Genomic DNA, 24,082 nt, shown 5'->3' on the forward strand with positions numbered 1-24,082 from the left:
TTATCCATAAATTATTTGACCGATCTTTCGGTACGCACCACTTTTATACAGATGATATTTCGAGAGCAGCTGTATACGTCTCCACACACTGCACGTTTTAAGGCCTGTAAACACATTGATCAACTCTTTTTGCTCCGGCGACAGTTTGTCTTCATAGGCCTGTAAAAAAGCATCTGCCTGCGCGTAGGTTTTTTCGATAGATTCCCGTATTCCCTGTGTATTGGAGAGCTTTTGCCTGAAATATGAAGCGCTCTTCACATCCTTTGCGCCAACCTCGTTTGCCGTATGCTGCCTGTAATGGATGCGGTTAGGGGCGACCACAATATGGCCAAACGCAGAAGCGATAAGGCCAATCCACCAGTCGTGCATCAACGCCCGGTCGCTTTGCCTGATCATATCCACCAGTTCACGGTTCATCATCATCGTACAGCCCGTTATATTGTTCTGGGGTAAGAGCTGGTTCAGATACAGCCGCTCCGCGCTCAGTTTTTGCATCGAAAAAAGCGAAGGATTGATAACAGAGCCTTTATCATCCACTACGGTGAGATCCGAATGTGCAAGGATTGCCCCGCCAAAATCCCTCTCGGCTCCCTTCAGCGTTTGTAACGTAAGATTTACCTTGTCAGGCAGCCAAATATCGTCCTGGTCTGCAAACATTACATAATCGTCCTTTGCATAACGGAGCAGCTCAAAAAAGTTATCACGGGCATTCCCGATGCTTTTTTGATCGTCTGCCACTGTTATTTTTTGTGGATGGCTTTGCTGGAATCCCTCCAAAATAATTGGCGTTGCATCCGTTGAACCGTCGTCCCTGATATAGATATGAAAATCCTGTATACTTTGGTTCAGCAGCGAATGAAGCATCTCATGCAGATACGCTTCTCCGTTATATGTTGCAAGTAAAATATCGACCATATTTGTCTCCCGAATTTGTTTTCCCTATCTAATTTATCACGGTTGTAAGCAAAATAGAAGAGCAAAATAAAAAAGAGCCGAAGCTCTTTTTTATCAGATTTTTATCAATAATTGTCTTCCATCAACTGGAAATAGGCTTTCGGATGCTGGCATACCGGGCATTTTTCCGGAGCAGCTTTTGATTTTTGGATGTGTCCGCAGTTGATACACTGCCAGAGAACTTCCGTATCCCTCTCAAAAACTTTTCCGTCTGTAATATTGTCTGAAAGTGCGAGATATCTCTTCTCATGCTCTTTCTCAACGCCTGCCGCGCCTCGAAACTCTCTTGCAATGTCGGTGAATCCCTCTTCTTCCGCAATCTTGGCAAACGAAGGATACATTTCTGTCGTTTCGTAATGCTCGCCTGCCGCAGCATCTTTCAGGTTTTCAATCGTGTCCGGGATTTTATTATCCGGATGCAGCCATTTGAACCAAAGCTTTGCGTGCTCCTTTTCATTGTCAGCTGTCCAGGAAAAAATATTGGAAATCTGAACATAACCGTCTTTTTTCGCCTGTGAAGCATAATACAGATACTTCATGTGCGCCATAGATTCCCCTGCAAACGCATCCTGCAAACATTTTTCCGTTTTTGTGCCTTTCAAATCTTTCATGATACATACACCTCTATTGAAATAAATTCATGTAATAGTTACATTAATTTTAATATAACCGCATAAAATGCTCCTAAACAGGTTTTACACGCTCACATTACCATGCAACGACAGCTTTCCTTCATAGAGGTCCAGAACCGGATCGGCTACCTCAGCTATAAAATCCGATACCTGCACATCGGCAAGGCCGATAAAATTCTTTGGATCCATCAACGCGTCGATCTCCTCAGGCCCCATACGGAACGCCTTATCGCCCTTGATCAGGTCGATAAGGTTATTATTAAGGCCTTCCTCCTTGACACGCGCACCGGCCTGCATGGAATATTCACGTATTTTTTCGTGCAGCTCCTGCCTGTCCCCGCCGCGCTTTACCGCGTCCATCAGAATCGTTTCCGTTGCCATAAACGGCAGCTCTTCCCCAATACGTTTTGCAATCACCTTTGGATAAACCACCATGCCGCTCGATACGTTTAAATAAATGTTGAGCACTGCGTCAAGGGCCATGAATGCCTGCGGGATCACAAGCCGCTTGTTTGCGCTGTCGTCAAGCGTGCGTTCAAACCACTGCGTAGAGGCCGTTATCGCAGGGCTGGACGCGAGGCTTATAATGTAACGCGCAAGCGAACAAATGCGCTCAGAACGCATGGGGTTGCGTTTATATGCCATTGCAGAAGAACCGATCTGCTTTTTCTCGAACGGTTCCTCAACTTCTTTCAGGTTTTGGAGTAACCGCAGGTCATTTGCAAACTTATATGCGCTTTGTGCGATTGACGACAAAAGATCAACAACAATACTGTCGAATTTACGCGGGTAGGTCTGCCCTGTCACCGCAAATACTTCGTTGTAGCCAAGCTTGCCCGCTACCTTGCGCTCCAATTCCTTAACCTTCTTTGCGTCACCTTCAAACAAAGTCAGGAAGCTTGCCTGCGTGCCTGTCGTTCCCTTCACACCGCGCAGCTTTACCTGGGATTTTACATAGCGCAGCTGCTCGTAATCCATAATGAGATCCTGCATCCACAACGTCGCGCGTTTGCCTACCGTCGTGAGCTGCGCGGGTTGGTAATGCGTAAAACCAAGCGTAGGCATATCCTTATACTCAAGCGCAAATTCCTTTAAACGGGCAATCACGTTCACAAGTTTGATTTCAATCAAATCAATCGCCTGGTCCATCACAATGATATCCGTATTATCGCCAACATAGCAGCTTGTTGCTCCAAGATGGATAATCCCCTTGGCAGAAGGGCATTGCACGCCGTAGGCGTATACATGGGACATTACGTCATGGCGCACCTCGCGTTCACGCTTTTCGGCCACGTCGTAATTGATATCCTCCGCATGGGCTTTCAATTCATCGATCTGCTCCCGCGAGATCGGCAATCCCATTTCATGTTCTGCCTCCGCAAGCGCAATCCAGAGCCTGCGCCATGTCTTAAACTTCATATCATCCGAGAAAACATGAGCCATTTCACGGCTTGAATATCTTGTAATCAGGGGATTTTCATAAACATCTTTCATGTGGTTCCTACCGCCTTATTTTTAATTTAATACGATACTATTGTATCGGTTTTACAAGCTGTTTTCAAGAAACAAAAAACCGTACCCTTCACGGGAACCGTGGAATATCTTTACAGCGGCAAATAAAAAACCCCTGGAAATACTTTTGTAAAGGACTTCCAGGGATATCGTTTTTTACTGGCATTGATCTGTCATCTTTTAATTTAAAATATAAATTGCCAGGTTGAGGTATGCGGCAAAGGAAAGCCATACAAGATATGGTATTTGCATATTTCCCGCTATAATATTAATTTTCCTGAAGGAACGAATCATAGAAAATACGAGAATCCACTCAAAAATCAACCAGAAAAATGCGAACAAATATAATCTCAAATTAAAGAAGAAAATCATCCAGAAAAAATTGACGGCCAACTGCACGACAAAAAGGGTGAGGGCCCTCTTGCGTGTTGGTGCAACCGACTCATAGATCATATAGGAAGAAATCCCCATCAGTACGAACAGAATCGTCCAAACGATCGGGAATGCCAGCCCGGGTGGCGACAGCGGCGGTTTTATAAGCTCGTTTACATAAATATCCATACTGCTGCTTGTGATTATCCCTGAGGCAATCCCCGTCCCCAGGCTGATCAGCAAACAGACACCCAACGCTTTCCAGTCTATCCCTCTTCTTGACGTCATACTCATCGTATTCATAACAAATCATCCTCCTTTTTAAGCTTGATTGCATTTTAATAATGTCCTGAAATAATTGCAATAAACCAAAAGCACGATAATTTAATCTTTCGGGATACCGGTTCTCTCAATGAAAAGGCCTCCCTTCATATCCTTCGAAGGGCGGCCTTTTCATTGAATAGCTTCCTGTTTTTAATTACACTCCAAGCTTGTTCCTGCGGTCCATTTCAGCCGTTGAGAAGGAGCGCCCCGGCGTATAACCCGCGAGCGGTTTTATTTTTTGATGGTATGCGTCGAGGAACCAGTCTGCCTGCGGGAAAAAAGCATCTTCCAGTTCATAAACAGGCGTAATCCAGTTTCTCGCGCCAAGTACGACCGGCGGCGCATCAAGGTAGTTAAACAGGGCTGACGTCACATTTTGGGCAAAGTCGTTTATAATAGAGCCCTTTTGACATGCGTCGCTTGCAATCATCAGCATTCCTGTTTTCTTCACAGACGCCATTACCTTTTCAAAGTTGAAAGGTACGATACTCCTTGCATCTATTACTTCCACGCTGACGCCATATTCCTTTTCAAAGATATCGGCTGCTTCGAGCGCTTTATACAACGTTCCTCCAATGGTCAGTATCGTAAGGTCCGAGCCCTTGCGCTTTACATCCGGTTCGCCAATCGGGATTTCATAATATCCTTCCGGTACCCCGCCCTCATGGAAAAGCTCTCCCATTCCATAAAGCGACTGGCTTTCAAGGTAGATAACAGGATCCGTACCTGAAAGAGCGGAATTCAGAAGTCCTTTTGCATCGTAGGGAGTGACCGGGAAAACGATCTTAAGCCCCGGAACATGAGCGCACAGGCTCGACCAATCCTGTGAATGCTGTGCGCCGTATTTTGCGCCAACACCCATCCGCAGCACAACAGGCATCTTGATCTGCCCTGCCGTCATACCCTGCCATTTCGCAAGCTGGTTTAATACTTCATCTCCCGCGCGGCCCAAAAAGTCGCAATACATAAGCTCCGGGAGCGCACGTCCGCCCATCATGGCATAGCCGACGGAAGCGCCTACGATTGCCGATTCAGAAATCGGCGAGTTGAACAGCCTGTGATATGGTACTGACTTATCAAGGTCTTTATATGTTCCATATGCGCTTCCCCAAATACGCAGGTCCTCGCCGAAGGAAACCAAAGTCGGATCTTCATAATATTTATCGAGAATCGATTCAAAAATCGCATCGCGGATTTGGACCACTGCGGTAGACGGCAGTTTTTTGCCATCCTTTACACCGTTCCTGTTTTTCTTTTGCAGGCGCTGTACGCGCGGGTTGTCTTCCTTTGAACCCCATACTTCGGGTTCGCCTTCCCGCATTTTTGGCATATGTGCGTTGGAATACATATACTTTTCAATACTGTCCGGCTGCGCGAGCAAATCCATACGCGGGGAAACCTGCTCGTCGATTGCCAGCTTGAACACCGAAAGGATCATATCGCGTACATCGTCCCTCATTTGCTGTGCCTGCTTTTTGGTCACGATCTTATTTGAAATCAACTGTTTTTCGTAATCTGCAATCGCGTCCTGTTCCTCCCAGGCGTGAATTTCCTCCTGCGTACGGTTCGGATTTGCGTCCGAAGTGGAATGTCCGCACAGGCGGTATGTAATAACGTCGAGGAGCGCAGGGCCTTTTCCTTCCTCCAAAAGCTGCTTCTTGCGGCGCATAGCGTCTATCACGGCAAACACATTGAAGCCGTCTACGCGCTCTGCGTGCATCTGGTCTGGATTGATCCCCGCGCCGATGCGTGCAAGCACATCATACGCCATGGTCTCTCCGTGCGTCTGTCCGCCCATACCATAACCGTTATTGTTGAAGTTAAAGAGGATTGGGAGGCCGCCTTTATATCCTTCCTCCCAAAGCGTATGATATTGATCCATGGATGCAAAGGTCATGGATTCCCATACGGGACCGCAGCCAAGCGATCCGTCGCCTGCGTTTGCCACGATAATTCCCTTTTGCTTCGCATTCTTTTTATACAGAGCGGCGCCTGTTGCAATCGGTGCGCTTCCGCCTACGATTGCATTGTTGGGATAAACGCCAAACGGAATGAAAAATGCGTGCATGGAATTTCCAAGGCCTTTTGCAAAGCCGTTTTTCCTGCCGAATATTTCCGCCATGATTCCATAAAGATAAAAACGTTTCGCCATTTCCTTAGAATCAAAGTCAAAATGTTCCTTTACAACGTCATACTGGGCGCCTTCACAGGACGCCTCCATGATTTCTTCCAGGTCTTTGTCGCTTAATTTACGCAGCGCGGAAAAACCTTTTGCAATAAGCTCCGCATGGCTCCTGTGCGTGCCAAATACCGCGTCGTCGCGATCCAGTAAAAACGCCTGCCCTACCGCAACACTTTCCTGTCCGATTCCCAGGTGTGCAGGGCCTGAATAATCGTAAGCAACGTCGTTATATTTTCCGGTCAGGCGCAAATCCTGCATCATCGTTTCAAATTCGCGAATTGTCAACATATCGGTAAATATATTTTTCAACTGCTCCTTACTATACTCTTCCAGCACGTCTTTCATTCTCTTCTGATACTGGTTAAGCGGGATATCCTTAAATTTGGCAACCCCTTTTGCCCGTAGCTTATTCGGATCAAGATACAATTCCTTCGTCATAATATAAACCTCCTGTTTCATGTGCGGCAAGCCGCACAGATAGCCATTCAAATTCCTCTTAACTGCTCAGCTGAAAACCGCTTCGCGTATAATTTCGCACACCGTAGGATGAGGAAATACGGAGCGCCGTATGCTTTCCAATGGTATTTTGTTTTGAATCATCAGGGTGACTGCATAGATGATCTCAGATGCGTAAGCACTCACCAGCGACGCTCCAACAATGATCTGTTTTTTCCTGTCTATCACCAGCTTGCAGAATCCTTCGCTCATCCCATGCTCTGCAATGTGTCTTCCGCTCATATTGATTGTCACCTTTTTGATCTGGATATCCATGCCGGTATCCCGCGCCTGTTGCTCCGTCAGTCCTGCAAAAGAAACCTCCGGTTGGGTATAGATCACTCCGGGGATTGCGGAATAATCCATCCAGTCGGCAATTCCGATTATATTGTTGACAGCAACTTCCGCTTCGCGGTAAGCAACGTGAGCCAGCATATATTTTCCATTGACGTCGCCGGCGGCGTAAAGTCCGGGGATATTGGTTTGGCACCGTTCATCCGTAACAATCGCACCGCGTTCTGTATACACTCCCAGTTCTGTTAGCCCAGGAACATCTGTAACAGCCTTCCTGCCTACGCACATCAGAAGCTTATCGTATGGCAGCTTTATCTGTTTTCCGTCCTGCCCGACAAGCGCAGTATTGTTTGAAACGTCGCATACGCGGCTTTTCATATGGAACCTGATTCCTTTTTTCTCCAGTTCTTTTTGCAGAACTTCAGCTGCGTCTTTATCGATTGGGCCTCCTGCCTGTTCGAGCATTTCCACAACAGTTACCCTACTGCCGGCAATATTGAAATACGCCGCCATTTCAATACCAATCACACCAGCTCCCACAATTACAAGTTCCTTTGGAATCTCTTTTAAATCCAGAATTTCCCTGCTTGTAAGTACGCTGCCATTTAAAATTCCTTCCGATACGCCCGGAATGCCGGGGATAACAGGCTCCGAACCTGTCGCCAGTATCACCGTTTTTGCCAGAAATTCGTTGCTTTCACAGGAAATGACAAATCCCTGCGTTTCTTTTCGAATGGAAGCCTTCGCGTAAACCACATCCGCTTTCTTTCTTTTCAGCGCGGCAGATACGCCCCCAACCAGCGTTTTGATCACGGTTTCTTTCCGCTTTACCACTTCCTCATGATGAAGCTGGGCGTCCCTGCAGGTAACGCCGAACGTTTTACCTTCCCCGGATGCGTATTCATATAGCTTTCCGGAATATAACAGCGTTTTGGTTGGAATACACCCTTCGTTCAGGCAAACGCCGCCAACCTCCCTTTTTTCAACAAGCAATGTGCTGAGCCCCGCTTCGCTTGCGCGCTCTGCGGCAAGATAACCTGCCGGGCCTCCGCCGATTACCGCAACGTCGTATTGTTTCATGCCTGCCTCCTATACCAGCTCGTCAAACCGCTCGAGATTCTTGCATACCGCGCGCAAAAAGCGTGCCGAGGGCGCGCCGTCCACCGCCCTGTGGTCATAAGTGAGCGATAAGCGCCCCTCCGGGTAATACAGCAATCCCTCATCCGTCTTTTTGACCGCATAGCCGATTGCATCGATACCGATGATGCCTACCTGCGGCGGATTCAGTATCGGAGTAAAGCCCGTTACGCCAAAGCTGCCAAGATTTGAAACCGTAAACGTCGCAGCGGACATTTCATCCGGCAGGATGCTGCCGTCCCTGCATTTTTCCGCGAGCTCCTTGAGCCTTTGGGATAACTGTGGCAGGGATAAATCCTGTGCTTTTTTAATCGTTGGAACCATCAGTCCGCGTTCTGTATCAACGGCGCACCCAAGGTTTACATCTTCAAAATACAGTAATTTTTCATCACTTACCATATGCGCATTCATATAGTCAAAATCCTTTAATGTTTTTGCCACTGCGTAAAGGATCATGTCCGTAATGGTAATCCCCTTTTCCGGGCCGGGCGACAGCTTCAGCCATTCGCGGTATTTCTGGATTTTGGATGCGTTATAGCTCATATGCGAGGTAAGCTGCGCCGTACTCGCAAGTGAGTGCATCATGTTTTTGGCAATGACGCGGCGAATGCCTGATAGCTTTATCTCTCTTACGCCATCCTTCATTTCACACTGATTCTGCGGAATAACCGGTTCCTGTACTACAGATAGTTTGGAATCCGCTGCCACTGGTTTCCCTATCGCTAAAATTACGTCCGCTTCCAATATGCGTCCTTCAGCACCGGAAGGAATGATTCGGGAAGTATCAACTCCATTTTCCGCAGCGAGCTTTTTTGCGCGTGGGGATAGAAACGTTTCCTGCTCAGGCTCTGCAATTTTTTTTTCTGGCATTGCCGCCGGTTCCGCTTTTTCTTCATTTGCCGTAATCGCAGCTTCAGTCGGCTCCTGCGCGCCATCCGCAGCCGTTACTTTGCTTACGTCTTCACCCGGTTCGCCGATCACGCATACCGGCGTCATGACGGGAACAACATCATAATCCCCATAAAAACACTTTAATACAACGCCCGATGATTCCGCATATACGGTCATGGACGACTTATCCGTCTCAATAGAAAAGAGTCCGTCGCCTTTTTGTACCCTATCGCCTTCCTTTACGAGCCATTCCCCAATTACACTGGAATCCTCGTTCAGACTTAATCTTGGCATATTTACTATTTCCACCGTTCTTGTTACCTCCGCCTGATTTACATAGATTTTTGTTACGGCTGCAGTATATCACACCTTAAATAACGGGATGTGATTTTTGCATGATTCCGCACAGAATTTCAAAAAAAAACGCTTTCCTGCAACGAATTGCAAAAAAGCGTTTGTCAATATTTATTTACTGTTTTTTCAACTTTCGGGCTTCTTTCAAAACCTCGCGTGCTGTTGTTTCATCCGTATAAAGCCTGTTTAAAAGCCCACCCCGCAACGCACCCAAAACACCCAGGCTTTTGTGCCTGCCAACAGCAATGCCAATCCGGTTTTTCTTTGTCTTCATTTCAGCAAGCGGCAGGCCAATAATACGGTTGGTAATATTGCTTCTGATTTCATTTCCATGAATATCAAAATTACGCCCGCCGATATCTCCAACTCCACCTGTCAGCCCAATTCTGTTGTATACGCTGAGATTATATGTTTCCTGATCCGTAAGCACTGTATCTTTAAGGTTATCACTGCCAATGGACAGAATAACAGTTTGGGCGCTGCGGCAAAGATCCATTACATACCTGATATTGGAGTCCGAATACAACACTTTTGCGATCTGCTCATTGTCCACCAAAAGGGGCGCGGGCATTACAAAGCCCTCCGCCGAAAACACCTCTGCAAACTTCTCAATAATATGCGTGGATTTCATGGATGCAATCGTGCCCGTCACAAACCCTGCCAACATGCAAATTTTGACATTCCGTTTCTCTTTGCCTGTAATTTTCAGGTTTTTGGCCAGATATTCCGTAGTAAGTCCCCAGGTAACGCCTACCACTTCGTCCTCGTCAATAAAATTTGCAAGCTCAGCCGCGGCATAAGCGCAAACGTCGTTGAGCTGCACCAGATATTCGTCCACATAGCTTGGAAGGACAATGCAGCTTACGCCGAATTCATCAAACATTTCCTGTTGCAAAAGCGACACGGTTTCTCCCGCGTCGTATATTTTAAATTCAACATACCCCAGCTCAACCGCACGCTTGATCAACCTTGAAATTGTCGATTTTGATACAAATGCCTTTTTTGCAATCTCATCCTGACTGATTCCAAGTTGATAATATTGTTTTGCTGCGCTCATCATGAGCTGAAATTCCTTATCGTTCATTTTCGTACCGCCGGTTTCAAATGAAATTCTTACCTTTAGTATACCAAAAATTGTCATTTCTGTAAGCAGTTCAGGCAAAAAAAGAGCGCTCTCTCCATAATGGAAAAAGCGCTTCTGCTTACTTTACAGCATATGCGCTCCGCCGCACAGCATGAGCGATTGCCCCGTCATATAAGCGGATGCGTCCTCAGCCAGGAATACAGCCGCATTTGCAACGTCCTCCACTGTACAGAGCCTTCCGGCTGGAATCGAATTTTCGAAATATGGTTTTACCTCTTCCGGCTGCAGGTTCCGCTTGCGCGCATAATCTCCCAGCTGTTGATCCCATAATGGCGTAAATACAACACCCGGGCATATCGTATTTGCGCGGATGCCCTGCCTTGCAAATTCCTGCGCAATGGATTGTGTGAGCCCGACAATGCCAAACTTACTCGCGCAGTAAGCCTGATATTGGCTTGTGCCTGCTCGCCCTGACTGCGAGGACATATTGATGACAGAGCCTCCCACCTGATGGTTCACCATGGAGCGGACTGCTGCCTGGCAGCATAGAAAGGCTCCTTTCAGGTTGATGTCAAGCGTTTGATCCCAAAGCTGCTCGCTGCATTCCAGAAAAGGCACAATCTTAGAAATCCCGGCGCTATTCAGGAAAATATGAATTGCTCCAAAATCCCGTTCTACGGCTTCGAATGCTTTCTGGACGGAAACCTTGTTCGCGACGTCCACCTGATACGCCACAACCTTACGGCCTGTTGCCTTGGCGATTCGTTCTGCTTCCTGTGTCCCTTTCCCTATATTCAGGTCAAGGATAGCAACATCCGCGCCTTCCTGAGCGAACCGTTCTGCAACGGCAAGCCCAAGACCGCTGCCTGCGCCGGTCACAACCGCATTTTTTTGTTCCAGTTTCATTTCGTTATGCCTCCCGGATACAATACTACCTTCAGGCACTGTCGATCCTTCATCAGCGTTAGTCCCGTAATGATCTCTTCAAGGTCAAGACGATGCGAGATAACCTGCTTTAAGTCGATTTTTCCGCTGCCAATCAGCTCTGCCGCTTTTTGTACGTGCTCCGGCCTGGAATCCGATGCGCCGCAGATGCGTAATTCCTTATAGTGGATCAGGCGGCTATCCAGGTTGAGTTCGGATTTTCCGGAAGGCAGGCTTGCAAAATAGCTGATTCCGCCGCCCTTCCTTGCATAATTCAAAGCGTTTTCCATCGCGCTTTTTACAGGCGCGCATACGATAACGACATCGGCCCCCAGTCCGTTTGTCTCGCCAAATATCCATTTTTCGACATCTGTGGTTGATCCGTCGATCAGCTCCACACCTTCAAGGCCATCCAGCAGCTTCAATCTTGCAGCACTGCTTCCCACAAGCGCGACGCGCTTTGCACCGTTTGCTTTTGCAAGCAATGCCTGCATTGCGCCAAGCGGTCCCCCGCCGGTCACCAGGACAAAATCGCCCTCCTTTACCCCGACGATCTCCTGTGAATTGATCGCGCAGCTTAAAGGCTCGCACAATGCTGCTTCCTCGCCAATATCCTCAGCGAGTTTGATCACATTTCCGCCTGCAATAGCTTCTGCGGGCACTTCAATATATTCTGCAAGGCCACCGTCAAAATCATAGCTGATCGGTTTGCTGTTTGGACATACATTTTGTAATCCGGCTGCACAATACGCACAGTCGTTACATGCAATCGTTGTGGCAAAGGTGATCTTTTCCCCTGGTGAAAACCCTTTTACATTTTTACCAACCTGCTCGATCCCGGCAATCATTTCATGCCCGAGTATCCTCGGAGGATGGCAGCGCGGATTCCCTGCCGTCCATATTTTCAGGTCTGTACCGCACAATGCACAACATTTTACTTTTGCTATCATATTGTTATCATTAAGCTGCGGAGCCGGGCGCTCCTCCACCCTGATATCATTTGCCGCATAATAAACCACTGCTTTCATTTCAATGTTTCCTTTCTCCCTGTCATGTACACATATTAACATTATTTTACACAATCGTCAATGTATATAATGTTAATATGTGTAATTATATGTCGTTTTATATTTGCTTCTTTCTTCTATCTGTGATATAACGGTACTATATAAAATGTATATCAAACAAAAGGCAGGCAAAACAGAATGGATCAAAACAATCCCTATTTTATGGAAGAACGGCGTAAGCTGATACAAAGCATTATTCAAAAGGAAAAGAGAGTTACCATATCGGAATTATCCCGGCGCTTTGACATTGGCGAAGCGACTATCCGCCGCGACCTGAACGCGATGGAAAAAAGCGGCTTGATCCAAAAAACGCACGGCGGCGCGATTTTGGCAGACAGGGCTTACAAAGAGGTTGCGATCAATATCCGCGATGAACAAAACAAAGAGGAAAAGGAACGGATCGCACTTGCCGCCGCTTCTCTTGTATATGACAGTGAAGCAATCATGATCGATGCCGGAAGCACGACCTATAAAATTGCACAGCAGTTGAAAGGAAAAAATGAGCTTGTAGTAGTCACAAACTCACCGCTTGTTTCCTCAGAACTGGCAGGTGTGGGAAACAATAAAATCATACTGACCGGTGGAGAGCTGAACGCTGATACAAATGCCCTCATTGGGCCCGTTGCCACCGGGGCCATCCGCCAATTCAGGGTGGATAAGGTTTTTATCGGTGCATCCGGCTTGCTCTTTGAAGACGGCTTTTTCACAGTGAGCCCATATGAAGCAGAAATCAAACGTGCCATGATGGAAATGGCTGCGGAAATCACAATCGTAATGGATTCCAGTAAAATAGGCATATCCATGTTCAGCCGGATTTGCAGTACCAAGGAAATTGACAGGTTGATTGTAGACAGCGGCATAAATGATGAAGTACTTATGGAATTGAAGCAATGCGGAATAGAAGTTCTTACCGTATGACGCTTATAATACTGATAAAATAGATATGTCTGTCCCTGCTTACAAAGAATAAACAGTACAAAAAAAAGAAGCGGTTTGAAACCGCTTCTTCGTTTATTTAGCAAAATCAGTCGTTCTTGTTTCCCTGATCACATTTACTTTGATCTGTCCGGGATAATCAAGTTCAGACTCGATCTTCTTTGCGATATCTCTCGCAAGCAAGGTCGTTCCCGCGTCGTCAATCTCATCAGGCTTCACAATGATTCTTACCTCTCTGCCAGCCTGTATTGCAAACGATTTATCGACGCCTGCAAATGAATTTGCAATTCCTTCAAGGTTTTCAAGACGTTTTATGTAATTTTCCAAAGATTCTCTTCGTGCGCCTGGTCTCGCAGCCGAAATCGCATCCGCAGCCTGAACCAAAACAGCTTCCACCGTTTTGGGCTCTACATCGCCATGATGCGCGGCAATCGCATTGATAATATCTGCATTTTCCTTATATTTCTTTGCCAGATCAGCGCCGATCTGAATATGCGGTCCTTCGATTTCATGGTCGACCGCCTTACCAATATCATGCAGCAATCCGGCGCGTTTTGCAAATTTTGCATTTGCACCGATTTCCGCTGCCATAAGGGAGGCCAGATGCGCTACTTCGATTGAATGTTTCAGCACATTCTGACCATAACTGGTACGGTATTTCAGCCTGCCCAAAAGCCTCACAAGCTCAGGATGCAACGAATGGATTCCCACATCAAATACAGCCTGTTCGCCTGCTTCTTTGATTTGATTATCCACTTCTTTTTGCGCTTTATTGACCATTTCTTCAATGCGTGCAGGATGAATCCGTCCGTCAACAATCAACTTTTCAAGCGCAATTCTGGCAACTTCACGCCTAACCGGATCAAATCCGGAAAGGATGACCGCTTCAGGCGTATCGTCAATAATGAGGTCTATGCCCGTAGCTGTTTCCAGAGTTCTTATGTTACGGCCTTCCCTGCCGATAATCCTGCCCTTCATTTCATCGTTAGGCAGGTTAACAACAGAAACCGTGCTTTCCGCAACATGGTCTGCTGCACATTTTTGTATTGCGAGCGACAGAATATTTCTCGCTTTTTTATCAGCTTCATCTTTCGCTTTTTGCTCGATATCGCGCAGCATCACGGCCATATCATGACGCGCTTCATGCTCCACCTTTTCAAGCAGCAATCCTTTTGCCTCGTCAATCGTCATACCCGATATATGCTCAAGCTGTTCGAGCTGTTTTGCATGGATCGCATCCAGATTTTCCTTGGCTTTTGTGATTTCTTTGTTTTTCCTGTTAACCTGTTCTTCTTTCTGATCAATACTGTCTAATTTCTTATCCAGCAGTTCTTCTCTCTGTACCAGTCTTTTTTCAATCTTCGTTATTTCATTTCGTCTTTCCCTTGATTCCTTGTCAAATTCGCTACGCAGTTTATGAACTTCTTCCTGTGCTTCGAGTACCGTTTCCTTCCTGATAACCTCAGCGCGCTTCTGCGCTTCGTCAATCAGCTTCTTTACGGAATCTTCGGCGCGGCCAATTTTTGACTCTGCAATATTACGTCTATAAACATAACCAATGATAAGTCCAACAATCAATCCGCCTACGCCTACCAAAATAGGAATAAGCACATTACCCACTTAGCAAATTCACCTCCTGTTCTTTTAAATTCTTTCATATCAATTTTAATTGGTGATTTTTGTAATAAAAACAAATATAACCAAATATTATTGTATCTTTATTTAGTAGGAATGTCAATTAAATACGCTTGTCCCAGCCAGAAATCCGGTGGAAAATGCAATTTGCAAATTAAAGCCGCCGGTTAATCCGTCCACATCCACCACTTCGCCTGCAAAATAAAGATTTTCAACCAGTTTGCTCTCCATCGTAGAAGGATTGATTTCCTTTACCTTTATTCCACCGGAAGTAACGATCGCTTCTTCAATCGGGCGCGTATCTGCAATAGAAATCGAAAAATGCTTAAGCGCATGGCAAAGCAATGCGCGTTCCTGCTTTGTAACGCTGTTTACCGGCTTTTCCGCATCCAGATGGTTTTCCCGCAGAAAAGGATAGATCAGCTTTTGCGGCATGAGCGTATCCATTACGTTTTTGAGTTGTTTATTCTTGTTCGCGTCAAACTCGCGCACAAGCCTTGCATCAAGCTTGTCCATGCCAAGCGCAGGCTTCAGGTCGATTTCAGCGCGCAGGGCTAAGGGCTGCTTCGTATGGTTGATAAAGCTGCTCGCGGAGAGAACGACCGGGCCTGACAGCCCAAAATGAGTGAACAATAGCTCGCCCTGTTCTTCATATAGCTTTTTCTGATCCTGATACAGCGAGAATCCAATATTCTTAAGTGTAAGGCCCTGCATCTTCGGACAGATGTGGTGCATATCTTCCAGCGGGATGAGCGCCGGTCGGGGCGCGACGATCGTGTGCCCAAATTCCTGCGCAAAGCGATAACCATCGCCTGTCGATCCTGTTAAGGGATACGATTTTCCACCGGTTGCAATCATAAGCGCTTTGCAAGCAAGCACTTCCCCATTGTCGAGCTCAACATGAAAAACACCGCCCTTTTTCGTCGCTTTTTTAACCATGCTGTTTAGCCTGAGTCCTGCTCCGGCATTTTTCATAATGCGTTCAAGCGTTCGAATTACATCGTTTGACCGGTCGCTGACCGGGAATACGCGTCCTCCGCGCTCTACCTTCGTTTCCAGCCCGTTTTTTTTGAGAAGCGCAATCAGGTCGGCATTGGTAAATGTATAAAATGCACTCATCAAAAATTTGCCGTTCTTCACAATTTGCGAAAAAAAGTCGCTGATATCACAATCATTTGTAATATTGCAGCGTCCCTTTCCTGTAATAAACAGCTTTTTACCAATTTTCTCATTCTTCTCAAGAAGAAGCGTATCAATACCGCGCGACGCCGCAGCATAAGCCGCCAACATTCCCGCCGGGCCCGCGCCGATAATAATCAAATCATTCATAAATATCCTCGTCTGTGATCTGCGAATCAAGCTCCCTTGTGGCATAAACATCATTTGTCTGCCAAAGCTCTTCCAGCCTGTTGAAGTTTGCGAAGAGAATATCCTTTTTCCTTAACCCCAGCATAATAATGAGCAGATTGATCACAGCGAGCGGTGCAACAAAGGAATCCACAAAGGAATTCATGTAACTTTTTGCAGTAAGGCTGTAATCCGCAATCTGGGCCGGTGGGGATGCTTCGTTGTCAGTAATCGCAATTACCTTGCAGCCACAATTTTTAAGATAGGACATTCCTTCTATCGTTCTCATAGAGTATCGTGGAAAGCTAATCGCAATCGCTACGTCATGCTCGTCCGCAGTAAGTATCTGGCTGAAAATATCGCTGCCGTCAAAACGGATCAGTTTAATATTTTCATTCATATAATTCATATAATAGCGTAAAAATTCAGCAAGAGGCCCACTGGAACGCGTTCCAAGAATATATATCTTACGCGCGCCGTCAATGCTGTCTACAATTCTTTCCAGATTCTCCGTATCGATGTGCTCACGCGTTACACGCAAATTGTTGATATCTGTTTTAAAGGAGGCGTTTACAACTTCATCTGATGTAAGGCCTTCCATCATATTAAGGCGCTGCGCAGTCGTCAACTTTGTTTGTATTACCTCTTGCAGGTCTTTCTGAAGCTTCGGATATCCGTCGTAACCAAGTGCGTAAGCAAACCGGACTACAGTTGATTCGCTTACGCCAACGAGCTTACTAAGCGTGGCCGCTGTCATAAATGCCGCTTTGTCATATTCCTTCAGAATATAATCCGCTATCAGTTTCTGTCCCTTCGACATTTTTGCATATTCATGATTGATCCTGTCAATTACGTTGCTAATCATAGCTTCCTCCGAACAAGTGTCTGGCGCGAGATTTCAATCTTGTAGCCCAACCGGGCTTCTTTACGCCGCCACATTCATTTCACCTGTTATATTATAACACTGGTTCATCAGGAATGCAATTTCATTGAATCGATCTTGCATTTTTCGCGCTCCAAAACTTCATTTTCCGTCTGGTTCCACCGCAACGGCGTTACTGTAACGTAGTTTTCCCGCAGCCATTTCACGTCAGTCTGCTGCTCGTCATTAAAGGAATTATGCTGAAGCGCTCCGCTTACCCAATAATATTCCCTGCCAAATGGATCAATGCGTTTTTCAAAGGCTTCGTCATAATCGCATATTCCCTGTACGCACATTTTGATTCCTTTTATTTCATTTACAGGGGCAGAAGGAAAATTAATATTGTAAATAAACCCGTTCAATTTTGAAACGTCTGTCTGATCTAAAAATTGAACGGCAAGGCCAGCGGAATCCCAAAAGCGCAGCGCTCTTTTTTCTGCAAATTCTATCCGCTCTATCCCAAATGCCTGCGAAACGGCTATTGCAGGGCAGCCCAGCATGCAGGCTTCAAGCGCTGCATTGACCGTTCCGGAATATACGATATCCGAACCGAGGTTCGAACCGTTGTTGATGCCTGAAAGGACAACGTCAGGCTTCTCGTTAAGCACATGTGAAACAGCGATTTTTACACAGTCGGCAGGCGTTCCATTGAGTGAATATGCACTCATTCCTTCATAGTCGCCGATTTCAACCGCCTTCAGGCTGAGCGGGAAATCCATTGTCATTGAATGTGCACAGGCGCTGCGTTCGCGGTCCGGTGCAATTACCGTAACCTCATGTCCAGCGTCATAGCACCTCTTTGCAAGCGATATAATCCCGGTTGCATAAATACCGTCGTCATTGGTGATTAAAAGTCTCATCATTATCTCCGTTAGCGTTTTTTACTATTATAACATAGGAAGGCATCAAAAAACACAGATACATAATTCGCACCTGTGTTTTTTGATTATATATTGTCTTTGAGGAAAGAATAATGCTTTTTATGCTTCATCATCACTGCGCTGCAGCTGAATCGTGTTGATCAGCACTGCAACAAGGATCAGCGAACCACGAACAATGTATTTTACGAAGTCGTCCACGCCGAGCAGCGTCATACCGTTTAAGATTACGCCCAGGAAGATGATACCAATAAAGGTTCCCCATGTTTTACCAATACCGCCGTTGAGCGACGCGCCGCCGATAATAACGGCTGAGATAACGTCCATCTCATAGCCTTTACCAAACTGTGACGATCCTGCCATAACCTGCGAGGAAAGGATAACTCCTGCAAATGCAGCCAGCAGCTGTACGGCGATCATGATGATGATCTTGACTTTTTTAACATTGATACCCGATAATCTTGCCGCCTCCGGGTTTCCGCCAACCGCGTATACTTCGCGTCCGAACCTTGTACGGTTCATGACAATGAATACGATCACAAACACCGCAATGAGCCAGATTGCCGGAACTGGGATTCCTGAGAAACCGTTACCGGCAAACAGCTGCCCCGCGCCGATGAAGCTGTACCATGACGTTGTGATCGTAACCGGAAAACCATTGGAGATGACTGCCGCAATACCATAGAGCACGTTAAGCATTGCAAGCGTGATAATAAAGGTCGGAATGTTGAATTTCGTACGGATAAAACCGTTGAATGCACCAATCCCAATACCGATTACAAGCGCGATGATAATGCTGAGCACCAGCGCAAGGTCGGGCGACATGCCGCCGGCCGCCAGGTTATTTGATATCAGTGCCGTCAATACGGCGGAAAGCGCGATAGACGAGCCGACCGAAAGGTCGATTTCACCGCCGATGATCACCATTGTCATGCCAAATGCGATAACGCCGACAATGGCCATGTTCCTAAAAATGCTTAGCAGATTATTTACAGAGAAAAATCCTTCTGCAAAGATTGCCAAAAGTATAATCATGCAAATCAGAATAATTTCCATCATATACTTTTTGGTGAATTTCTTGACTGACATTGTATTTTGTTTCATCAGATAGTCCCCCCCATACATAACGTATATAATCCATCGATCTTTAAATCTTCCGGCGATACTTCCCCGGTGATTTTTCCATAGCGCATGATCAAAATGCGGTGGCAAACCTCAAGCAATTCCTCCAATTCAGAAGAAACGACAATGCTTGATATTCCCTGCCGGGAAAGATCCCAGATAATCTTGAATATCTGTTGCTTTGCATTGACGTCGATACCACGGGAAGGTTCGTCAAACATCATGATTTTTGGCTGTGTATTAAGCCAGTTTCCAACGACTACTTTCTGCTGGTTACCGCCTGAGAGCGATGAAACCGGCATATCTTCCGAGGGAACTTTAATCTGCAGATGATCAATCTGCTCGTCGACAAGCCTGCGCTCGACCGCCGTATCGATAAAAGCGCCTTTCGACATTCGCTTAAGGCTTGCCACACACAGGTTGTTTTTAACGGACATAATCTGGATCAGGCCTTCATTTTTCCTGTCTTCAGGCGTAAGCCCGAAACCCAATTCTTTCATTTTTACCGGATCTATATGTTTTACCTGTTCGCCGTTTACAAGGATTTCACCGCTTGTATAGGGATCAATTCCAAAAATCGAACGCATTAATTCTGTACGACCGGAACCAAGCATTCCTGCAATTCCGAGGATTTCTCCCTTATGCAGCTTAAAATTAACATCCTGTAATTTCTTTCCACGTGACAACCCCTTAACCTCTAAAACAACCTCGTTGGAATAGGTCAGGTCGTCTGGGCGGTTTTGTACTTCAATGTCACCAAACATCATATCTAAAATATCTTTATGCGAAGCATCCTTCATATCGGTTTTCCCGGTAAGAATACCATCGCGCAGCACCGTGCAGGTGTCCGCAATTTCCCATAATTCCTGGAGCCTGTGGGAAATATAGATAATAATAACGTCTTTTTTCTTTAATTCACGAATCAAATTAAACAGGATTTCCGTCTCTGCCAATGCGAGAGAGGATGTTGGCTCATCAAGCAAAATCACTTTTGGATTTGTGCTCATTGCTTTTGCAATTTCAATCATCTGGCACTGCCACATACTCAGATTATAAATCATTTCTTTCGGATCAATTTCGATGCCCATGCCCTTGAGCAAATCCTCTGTCATCTGGTAGGTTTTCTTCCAGTCGATAAATTTGCCTTTCATTGGAAATCTTCCCAGAAAAATATTTTCCGCAACTGTCATTCCCATTACAAGACTAAGTTCTTGATAAACAGTCGAAATTCCCTTATCAAAAGCATCCTTTGGATCTGCAAACTCCAATTTTTGATCGTCGAGATAAATTTCTCCCTTGGTAGGAGGCTGAACACCATTAATAATCTTGACCAATGTAGATTTCCCGGAACCATTTTTACCAATCAGGGCGTTTACCTTCCCGCTCTGAAATTCCACGCTGACGTCATCAAGCGCCAAAGTCCCCGGAAAGCTTTTGGAAACATGATCTACTTTCAGTATACTCATACCTGTTACTTCCCTTCAAAATTCAAATAACATTTCTGCGGGGGCATTTGGAACCCCCGCAGAAACCAATCATTTCAGCCAGCCGGATCAGCCACCCATTTTTGTTTTCAAGTCAGCAACAAAAGCTGTGACTTCATCCGGTTTTTCACGCGTCAGGAGCTGACCGGGAACGATAACCAGTTTGCCCTTATCCGGATTGTCTTTTCCTTCAACCGTCATAAGAACAGATTCCATTGTCTTCTGACCGATCGTGTAAGGATCCTGTCCAGTGAGCGCCTGGAGAATGTTTGCTTCATCCTGCAGCATAGCAGCAGTCTGTTCGCTTGCATCCGTACCAAAGGTTACAACTTTGCCTGCGAGGCCGGCATTCTTAACTGCCATCGTAGCGCCGATCGTTCCGCCTTCATTCGCACCCCACAGAAGGTTGATATCCGGGTTTGCAGTCAGCATATCGCCAGCAACCGTGATTGCCTTATCCTGCAGCCAGGCATCCTGGTCAGATACGATCTCTACGCCCGGGAGCTTGGTTACTTCGTCGATAAAGCCCTGGCTTCTTGCGCCGGACTGCTCAGGAAGCAACGATTTGAACTGAAGGATACCGATCTTGGCTTTTCCGTCCATATTCTCTTCAATGTACTTCGCGCAAGCTTCGCCTGTCATTTGTCCAAGCTGATAGTTGTCGGAAGAATAGCAAGCCGTCATCCAATCCTGTCCATCGAGCGGCGAATTAGAAAGCCCAACAGCAAGACCGGCAGCCGCAGCCTTTTTCAGCGGCTCTACAGATGCTGTCTCACTGATTGGTGCGATTGCAACGCCTGCGTAACCCTGGTCAATGTAAGTATTAAGCATTTCAACTTCCTTTGCAGCATCGTTGTTTGTGTTGCCCGGGAAGAATTCATATCCTGCTTTTTCAGCCGCGTCTTTGTAGCCAAGCTGCAGTAGTTTCATGAACTGGTCTTCCTGGAATACGACGCCTGCGACTTTTTTGCTGCCGGAAGCAGCCGGAGTTGACGCATTTGCATCGGAAGAAGCTTCAGCGCTTACGGAAGCATCCGCGGACGGTGCTGTAGACGCATCGGCACTGGGCGTAGCAGCAGGCGTGCTGCAAGCGACCAAGGATACTGTCAGTACGACAGCAAGAACGAGTAATAGTGCTTTTTTCATTTTAATCCTCCTCTTATTATGTGAGTTAATATCTCCCCAATTTATTTTGAGGAAACTTAATTACCAGTCAGTTGATCCCATGTTTCAAATACAGTGTAAACATTATTGGGATCTGCACCGATGCCAAATTCGCATTGTGCGATTGCACCGCCATTTTTCCAGAACGCATCATATAGTCTTTTTACCGCCCCTTTCACATCGTCTTTGCTTCCGTAAGGAAGGATGTTCTGGCGGTCAACTTCACCCCAAAAGGTTATTTTTCCCTGATACTGCGCAAGGTTTTCAGGCCCCATACAAAACACCTGCGAATTGACTGCATCAATGCCGATATCGATCAGGTAAGGGATGATTTTCTCTATATTTCCATCTGAATGGAAGAATATCTTTTTACCATATTTCTTCGCGATGTCGGAATAATCGCGATACATCGGCATGAATAGAGCTTTCCATGTGTCCGGGGAAATAAGCAGGTTGAGCTGCGTACCCCAGTCGTCCATGAAAAACAATCCATCTACGTCTGTCCCGGCCCATACTTCGAGAAGACGTTTATAAAAATCGTGCATTTTTTCGATAAAAGCATAGATTTTCGTTCCAGTCGTTTTAAGGCTATTTTCGCCCGTGAAGGGCTCTTTTTTTTGCTTTTTTCCGCCGAACGAAAATCTATACAATTCAAGCGGATGATAGGCAAAATCCATAAACAGGTTTTCGGTTCCCCGTAAAAACTGCAGTCTTTCAAACGGTCTCGCAATATCGCTTGCCAATACAAACTGGTCCGTGCCTGCACAATATTCGTTGATTTTTTCCGTATCAATCGTGAGCAGCTCCTCAGGGATGTGCACGTCTTTCGCATCTCCCCATTCTTCATCTACGATGATCGGCTTTTTTACCTCGCCGACAATCCCTTTTTGGAGATTTGTGAACTGGCAGCCCCATTCGTCTATATACTCTCCCAGCTCATAAAAATCCCCTGTAATCTGCGGTTTAGTGCGATACTGTTTTGCTTCAGGCGGCACTTCTACGATATCGTTTTGAAACGTTGAAGTAATATTTTTAAGCTGCTCCGGAAAGTGTTGCTCTGCATAAGGCAGCGTCCATAGCTGCCGCGGCGCACGTCCGTTTGTATTCCGGCCTTCCAACGTTTTTAATACAAGCTCTTTTGAATTCATAGAATTACTCTCTGTTTTCCTTCGCCGCTTCGTAAATCGCGACCACTTTTTCTGGTGGAACATCCGCTTGAATATTATGAACCTGATTGAATACATATCCCCCGTCTTTTGCAAAAATGTCAATCAGGTGTTTGACCTCCTGCCGGATCGTATCGACGTCGGAATTCGGAACCGTGTTTTGCATATTGGAACCGCCTCCCCAGAATACGAGGTCTTTCCCATATTCTTTTTTCAGCTTCTCCGGACTCATCCCCTCGGCCGATATCTGCACGGGATTCAATATCTGTACGCCCGCATCGATCAACTCCGGAATCAGGTTGTAAATTGCTCCGCAGCTATGCAGGAAGACCTTGACATCAGGATAATTTTTTTGGATAAACTGATACAGCTTTTTATGGTATGGTTTGATCATTTCCACGTACATTTCAGGAGAAATCTGCGGAGCGATCTGCGTTCCGAGGTCGTCGCCAAATTGTATGATGTCGATATACTGATGAACACGCGGCATCAATTTTTTGAGATCCTCGATATACCTGTCCGTGATCCGTTCAAAATAGTGGTGCATCAAATCCTGCTCTATCGCTATGTTTACATAAAAATTCTCATATCCAAAATCAGATTGGCCAGCTTCAAAAACATTTCCGCCAAATTCCATCAAAAGCGCTTTATCCGTCGTCTCATAAAGCTTTTTTGCACTGTTTTCCATATAATCGATATCCGCATCTTCAAGGCCTTCTGTGGGCAGTGCGTCTATCTCCTCAATGGTATGTGCATTCTCATATTTCCTGTCAATCAGGTCGAAATACAATCCGCCTTTGGGCATACGTGCTATGACGCCTTTTCCATCCAGGGTAAGTATGTCAATGTCACCATTTTCATTTGTAACGGGATTAAAATCTTTGGGAAAATATCCTGTAGCCCCGCTCATTAGTTTGGATTCTTTATATTCCTCAATGGAGATTCCGAATGCCGGGCACCGTTTGTGCACCTGGAGCACATCGCCCCCCATATAATCGACGATCTTTTCGCTTGGTTCCGCAAGTTGTTGAAAAATATCATAAACAAGAACCTTCTCGTCTTTAAATCCTAAATATTTTAATAATTCCGCATACGCGATTGCCTGGATACCGGTGGAACGCATGCCGCCAAAATCGATCGGCAGTTTATCCGGAGTCTGGCCGTTTAGTACAGCCTGTATTCTTTGCCTTGAATTCATTACCCAAT

The 24,082-nt window shown here is 46.0% G+C and carries 20 protein-coding genes; 1 reads left to right on the plus strand and 19 read right to left on the minus strand.

Translation table 11 applies throughout. The features are described from left to right. The 10 genes from ACS5WU_RS02260 to ACS5WU_RS02305 all read right to left on the minus strand — a co-directional run bounded on the left by ACS5WU_RS02260 (position 1) and on the right by ACS5WU_RS02305 (position 12,183). Positions 1 to 915 (minus strand): glycosyltransferase family 2 protein, encoded by a 915-nt coding sequence (locus tag ACS5WU_RS02260; protein WP_046444359.1) that lies wholly within the window; start codon positions 913 to 915, stop codon positions 1 to 3. Positions 916 to 1,019: 104 nt separating this feature from the next. Further along, positions 1,020 to 1,565, minus strand: a complete 546-nt coding sequence (rbr, locus tag ACS5WU_RS02265) for a rubrerythrin (RefSeq protein WP_046444360.1) — start codon at positions 1,563 to 1,565, stop codon at positions 1,020 to 1,022. 84 nt (positions 1,566 to 1,649) lie between these two features. Beyond that, entirely contained in the window at positions 1,650 to 3,080 is a 1,431-nt protein-coding gene (purB, locus tag ACS5WU_RS02270; RefSeq protein ID WP_046444361.1) for an adenylosuccinate lyase, read from the minus strand. A gap of 198 nt (positions 3,081 to 3,278) precedes the next feature. Continuing rightward, the gene (locus ACS5WU_RS02275) at positions 3,279 to 3,773 is read right to left on the minus strand and encodes a TspO/MBR family protein (protein WP_235811549.1); all 495 of its coding nucleotides are present in this window, start codon (positions 3,771 to 3,773) and stop codon (positions 3,279 to 3,281) included. Between the two features lie 175 nt (positions 3,774 to 3,948). Then, positions 3,949 to 6,414, minus strand: coding sequence for an alpha-ketoacid dehydrogenase subunit alpha/beta (locus ACS5WU_RS02280; protein ID WP_302760669.1), 2,466 nt, complete (start codon positions 6,412 to 6,414; stop codon positions 3,949 to 3,951). 66 nt (positions 6,415 to 6,480) lie between these two features. Further along, positions 6,481 to 7,845, minus strand: coding sequence for a dihydrolipoyl dehydrogenase (lpdA, locus tag ACS5WU_RS02285; RefSeq protein ID WP_302760667.1), 1,365 nt, complete (start codon positions 7,843 to 7,845; stop codon positions 6,481 to 6,483). Between the two features lie 9 nt (positions 7,846 to 7,854). Continuing rightward, positions 7,855 to 9,087: a dihydrolipoamide acetyltransferase family protein gene (locus tag ACS5WU_RS02290; protein ID WP_302760665.1), complete on the minus strand. Its 1,233-nt coding sequence runs from the start codon at positions 9,085 to 9,087 to the stop codon at positions 7,855 to 7,857. A 175-nt stretch (positions 9,088 to 9,262) separates the two neighbouring features. After that, positions 9,263 to 10,231 (minus strand): sugar-binding transcriptional regulator, encoded by a 969-nt coding sequence (locus tag ACS5WU_RS02295; protein ID WP_165903523.1) that lies wholly within the window; start codon positions 10,229 to 10,231, stop codon positions 9,263 to 9,265. A gap of 123 nt (positions 10,232 to 10,354) precedes the next feature. Beyond that, on the minus strand, positions 10,355 to 11,137 hold the full coding sequence (locus ACS5WU_RS02300; protein ID WP_302760662.1) for an SDR family NAD(P)-dependent oxidoreductase: 783 nt from the start codon (positions 11,135 to 11,137) through the stop codon (positions 10,355 to 10,357). After that, positions 11,134 to 12,183, minus strand: a complete 1,050-nt coding sequence (locus tag ACS5WU_RS02305) for an alcohol dehydrogenase catalytic domain-containing protein (RefSeq protein WP_302760660.1) — start codon at positions 12,181 to 12,183, stop codon at positions 11,134 to 11,136. Before ACS5WU_RS02305 ends, ACS5WU_RS02300 begins: the two co-directional genes overlap by 4 nt. A 177-nt stretch (positions 12,184 to 12,360) precedes the next feature. On the opposite strand from ACS5WU_RS02305, the gene ACS5WU_RS02310 reads away from it, so the two are divergent. Continuing rightward, complete coding sequence (locus tag ACS5WU_RS02310) at positions 12,361 to 13,140, plus strand: DeoR/GlpR family DNA-binding transcription regulator (protein ID WP_465088909.1); 780 nt, start codon at positions 12,361 to 12,363, stop codon at positions 13,138 to 13,140. 93 nt (positions 13,141 to 13,233) lie between these two features. Here the strand turns inward: ACS5WU_RS02310 and rny are convergent, their stop codons facing one another. From rny to ACS5WU_RS02355, 9 genes are all read right to left on the minus strand, one after another. Then, positions 13,234 to 14,778: a ribonuclease Y gene (rny, locus tag ACS5WU_RS02315; protein ID WP_046444370.1), complete on the minus strand. Its 1,545-nt coding sequence runs from the start codon at positions 14,776 to 14,778 to the stop codon at positions 13,234 to 13,236. Positions 14,779 to 14,892: 114 nt separating this feature from the next. Next, positions 14,893 to 16,122, minus strand: coding sequence for a BaiN/RdsA family NAD(P)/FAD-dependent oxidoreductase (locus tag ACS5WU_RS02320; protein WP_302760934.1), 1,230 nt, complete (start codon positions 16,120 to 16,122; stop codon positions 14,893 to 14,895). Then, positions 16,115 to 17,005 carry a MurR/RpiR family transcriptional regulator gene (locus ACS5WU_RS02325; RefSeq protein WP_046444372.1) on the minus strand — a complete coding sequence of 297 codons (891 nt, stop codon included), beginning with the start codon at positions 17,003 to 17,005 and terminating at the stop codon, positions 16,115 to 16,117. The genes ACS5WU_RS02320 and ACS5WU_RS02325 overlap by 8 nt, the downstream gene beginning before the upstream one ends. 107 nt (positions 17,006 to 17,112) lie before the next feature. Continuing rightward, complete coding sequence (gene surE, locus ACS5WU_RS02330; protein ID WP_302760932.1) at positions 17,113 to 17,922, minus strand: 5'/3'-nucleotidase SurE; 810 nt, start codon at positions 17,920 to 17,922, stop codon at positions 17,113 to 17,115. Positions 17,923 to 18,042: 120 nt separating this feature from the next. Continuing rightward, on the minus strand, positions 18,043 to 19,044 hold the full coding sequence (locus ACS5WU_RS02335; RefSeq protein WP_046444374.1) for an ABC transporter permease: 1,002 nt from the start codon (positions 19,042 to 19,044) through the stop codon (positions 18,043 to 18,045). After that, complete coding sequence (locus ACS5WU_RS02340) at positions 19,044 to 20,528, minus strand: sugar ABC transporter ATP-binding protein (RefSeq protein WP_302760930.1); 1,485 nt, start codon at positions 20,526 to 20,528, stop codon at positions 19,044 to 19,046. The genes ACS5WU_RS02335 and ACS5WU_RS02340 overlap by 1 nt, the downstream gene beginning before the upstream one ends. 87 nt (positions 20,529 to 20,615) lie before the next feature. Continuing rightward, positions 20,616 to 21,692 (minus strand): substrate-binding domain-containing protein, encoded by a 1,077-nt coding sequence (locus ACS5WU_RS02345; protein WP_052740569.1) that lies wholly within the window; start codon positions 21,690 to 21,692, stop codon positions 20,616 to 20,618. A gap of 56 nt (positions 21,693 to 21,748) precedes the next feature. Next, positions 21,749 to 22,858: a uroporphyrinogen decarboxylase family protein gene (locus ACS5WU_RS02350; RefSeq protein WP_131924937.1), complete on the minus strand. Its 1,110-nt coding sequence runs from the start codon at positions 22,856 to 22,858 to the stop codon at positions 21,749 to 21,751. Between the two features lie 4 nt (positions 22,859 to 22,862). Then, on the minus strand, positions 22,863 to 24,074 hold the full coding sequence (locus tag ACS5WU_RS02355; RefSeq protein ID WP_465088910.1) for a uroporphyrinogen decarboxylase family protein: 1,212 nt from the start codon (positions 24,072 to 24,074) through the stop codon (positions 22,863 to 22,865). Positions 24,075 to 24,082: the final 8 nt, after the last annotated feature.

The sequence above is a fragment of the Christensenella sp. KGMB01412 genome (genome assembly GCF_055522415.1).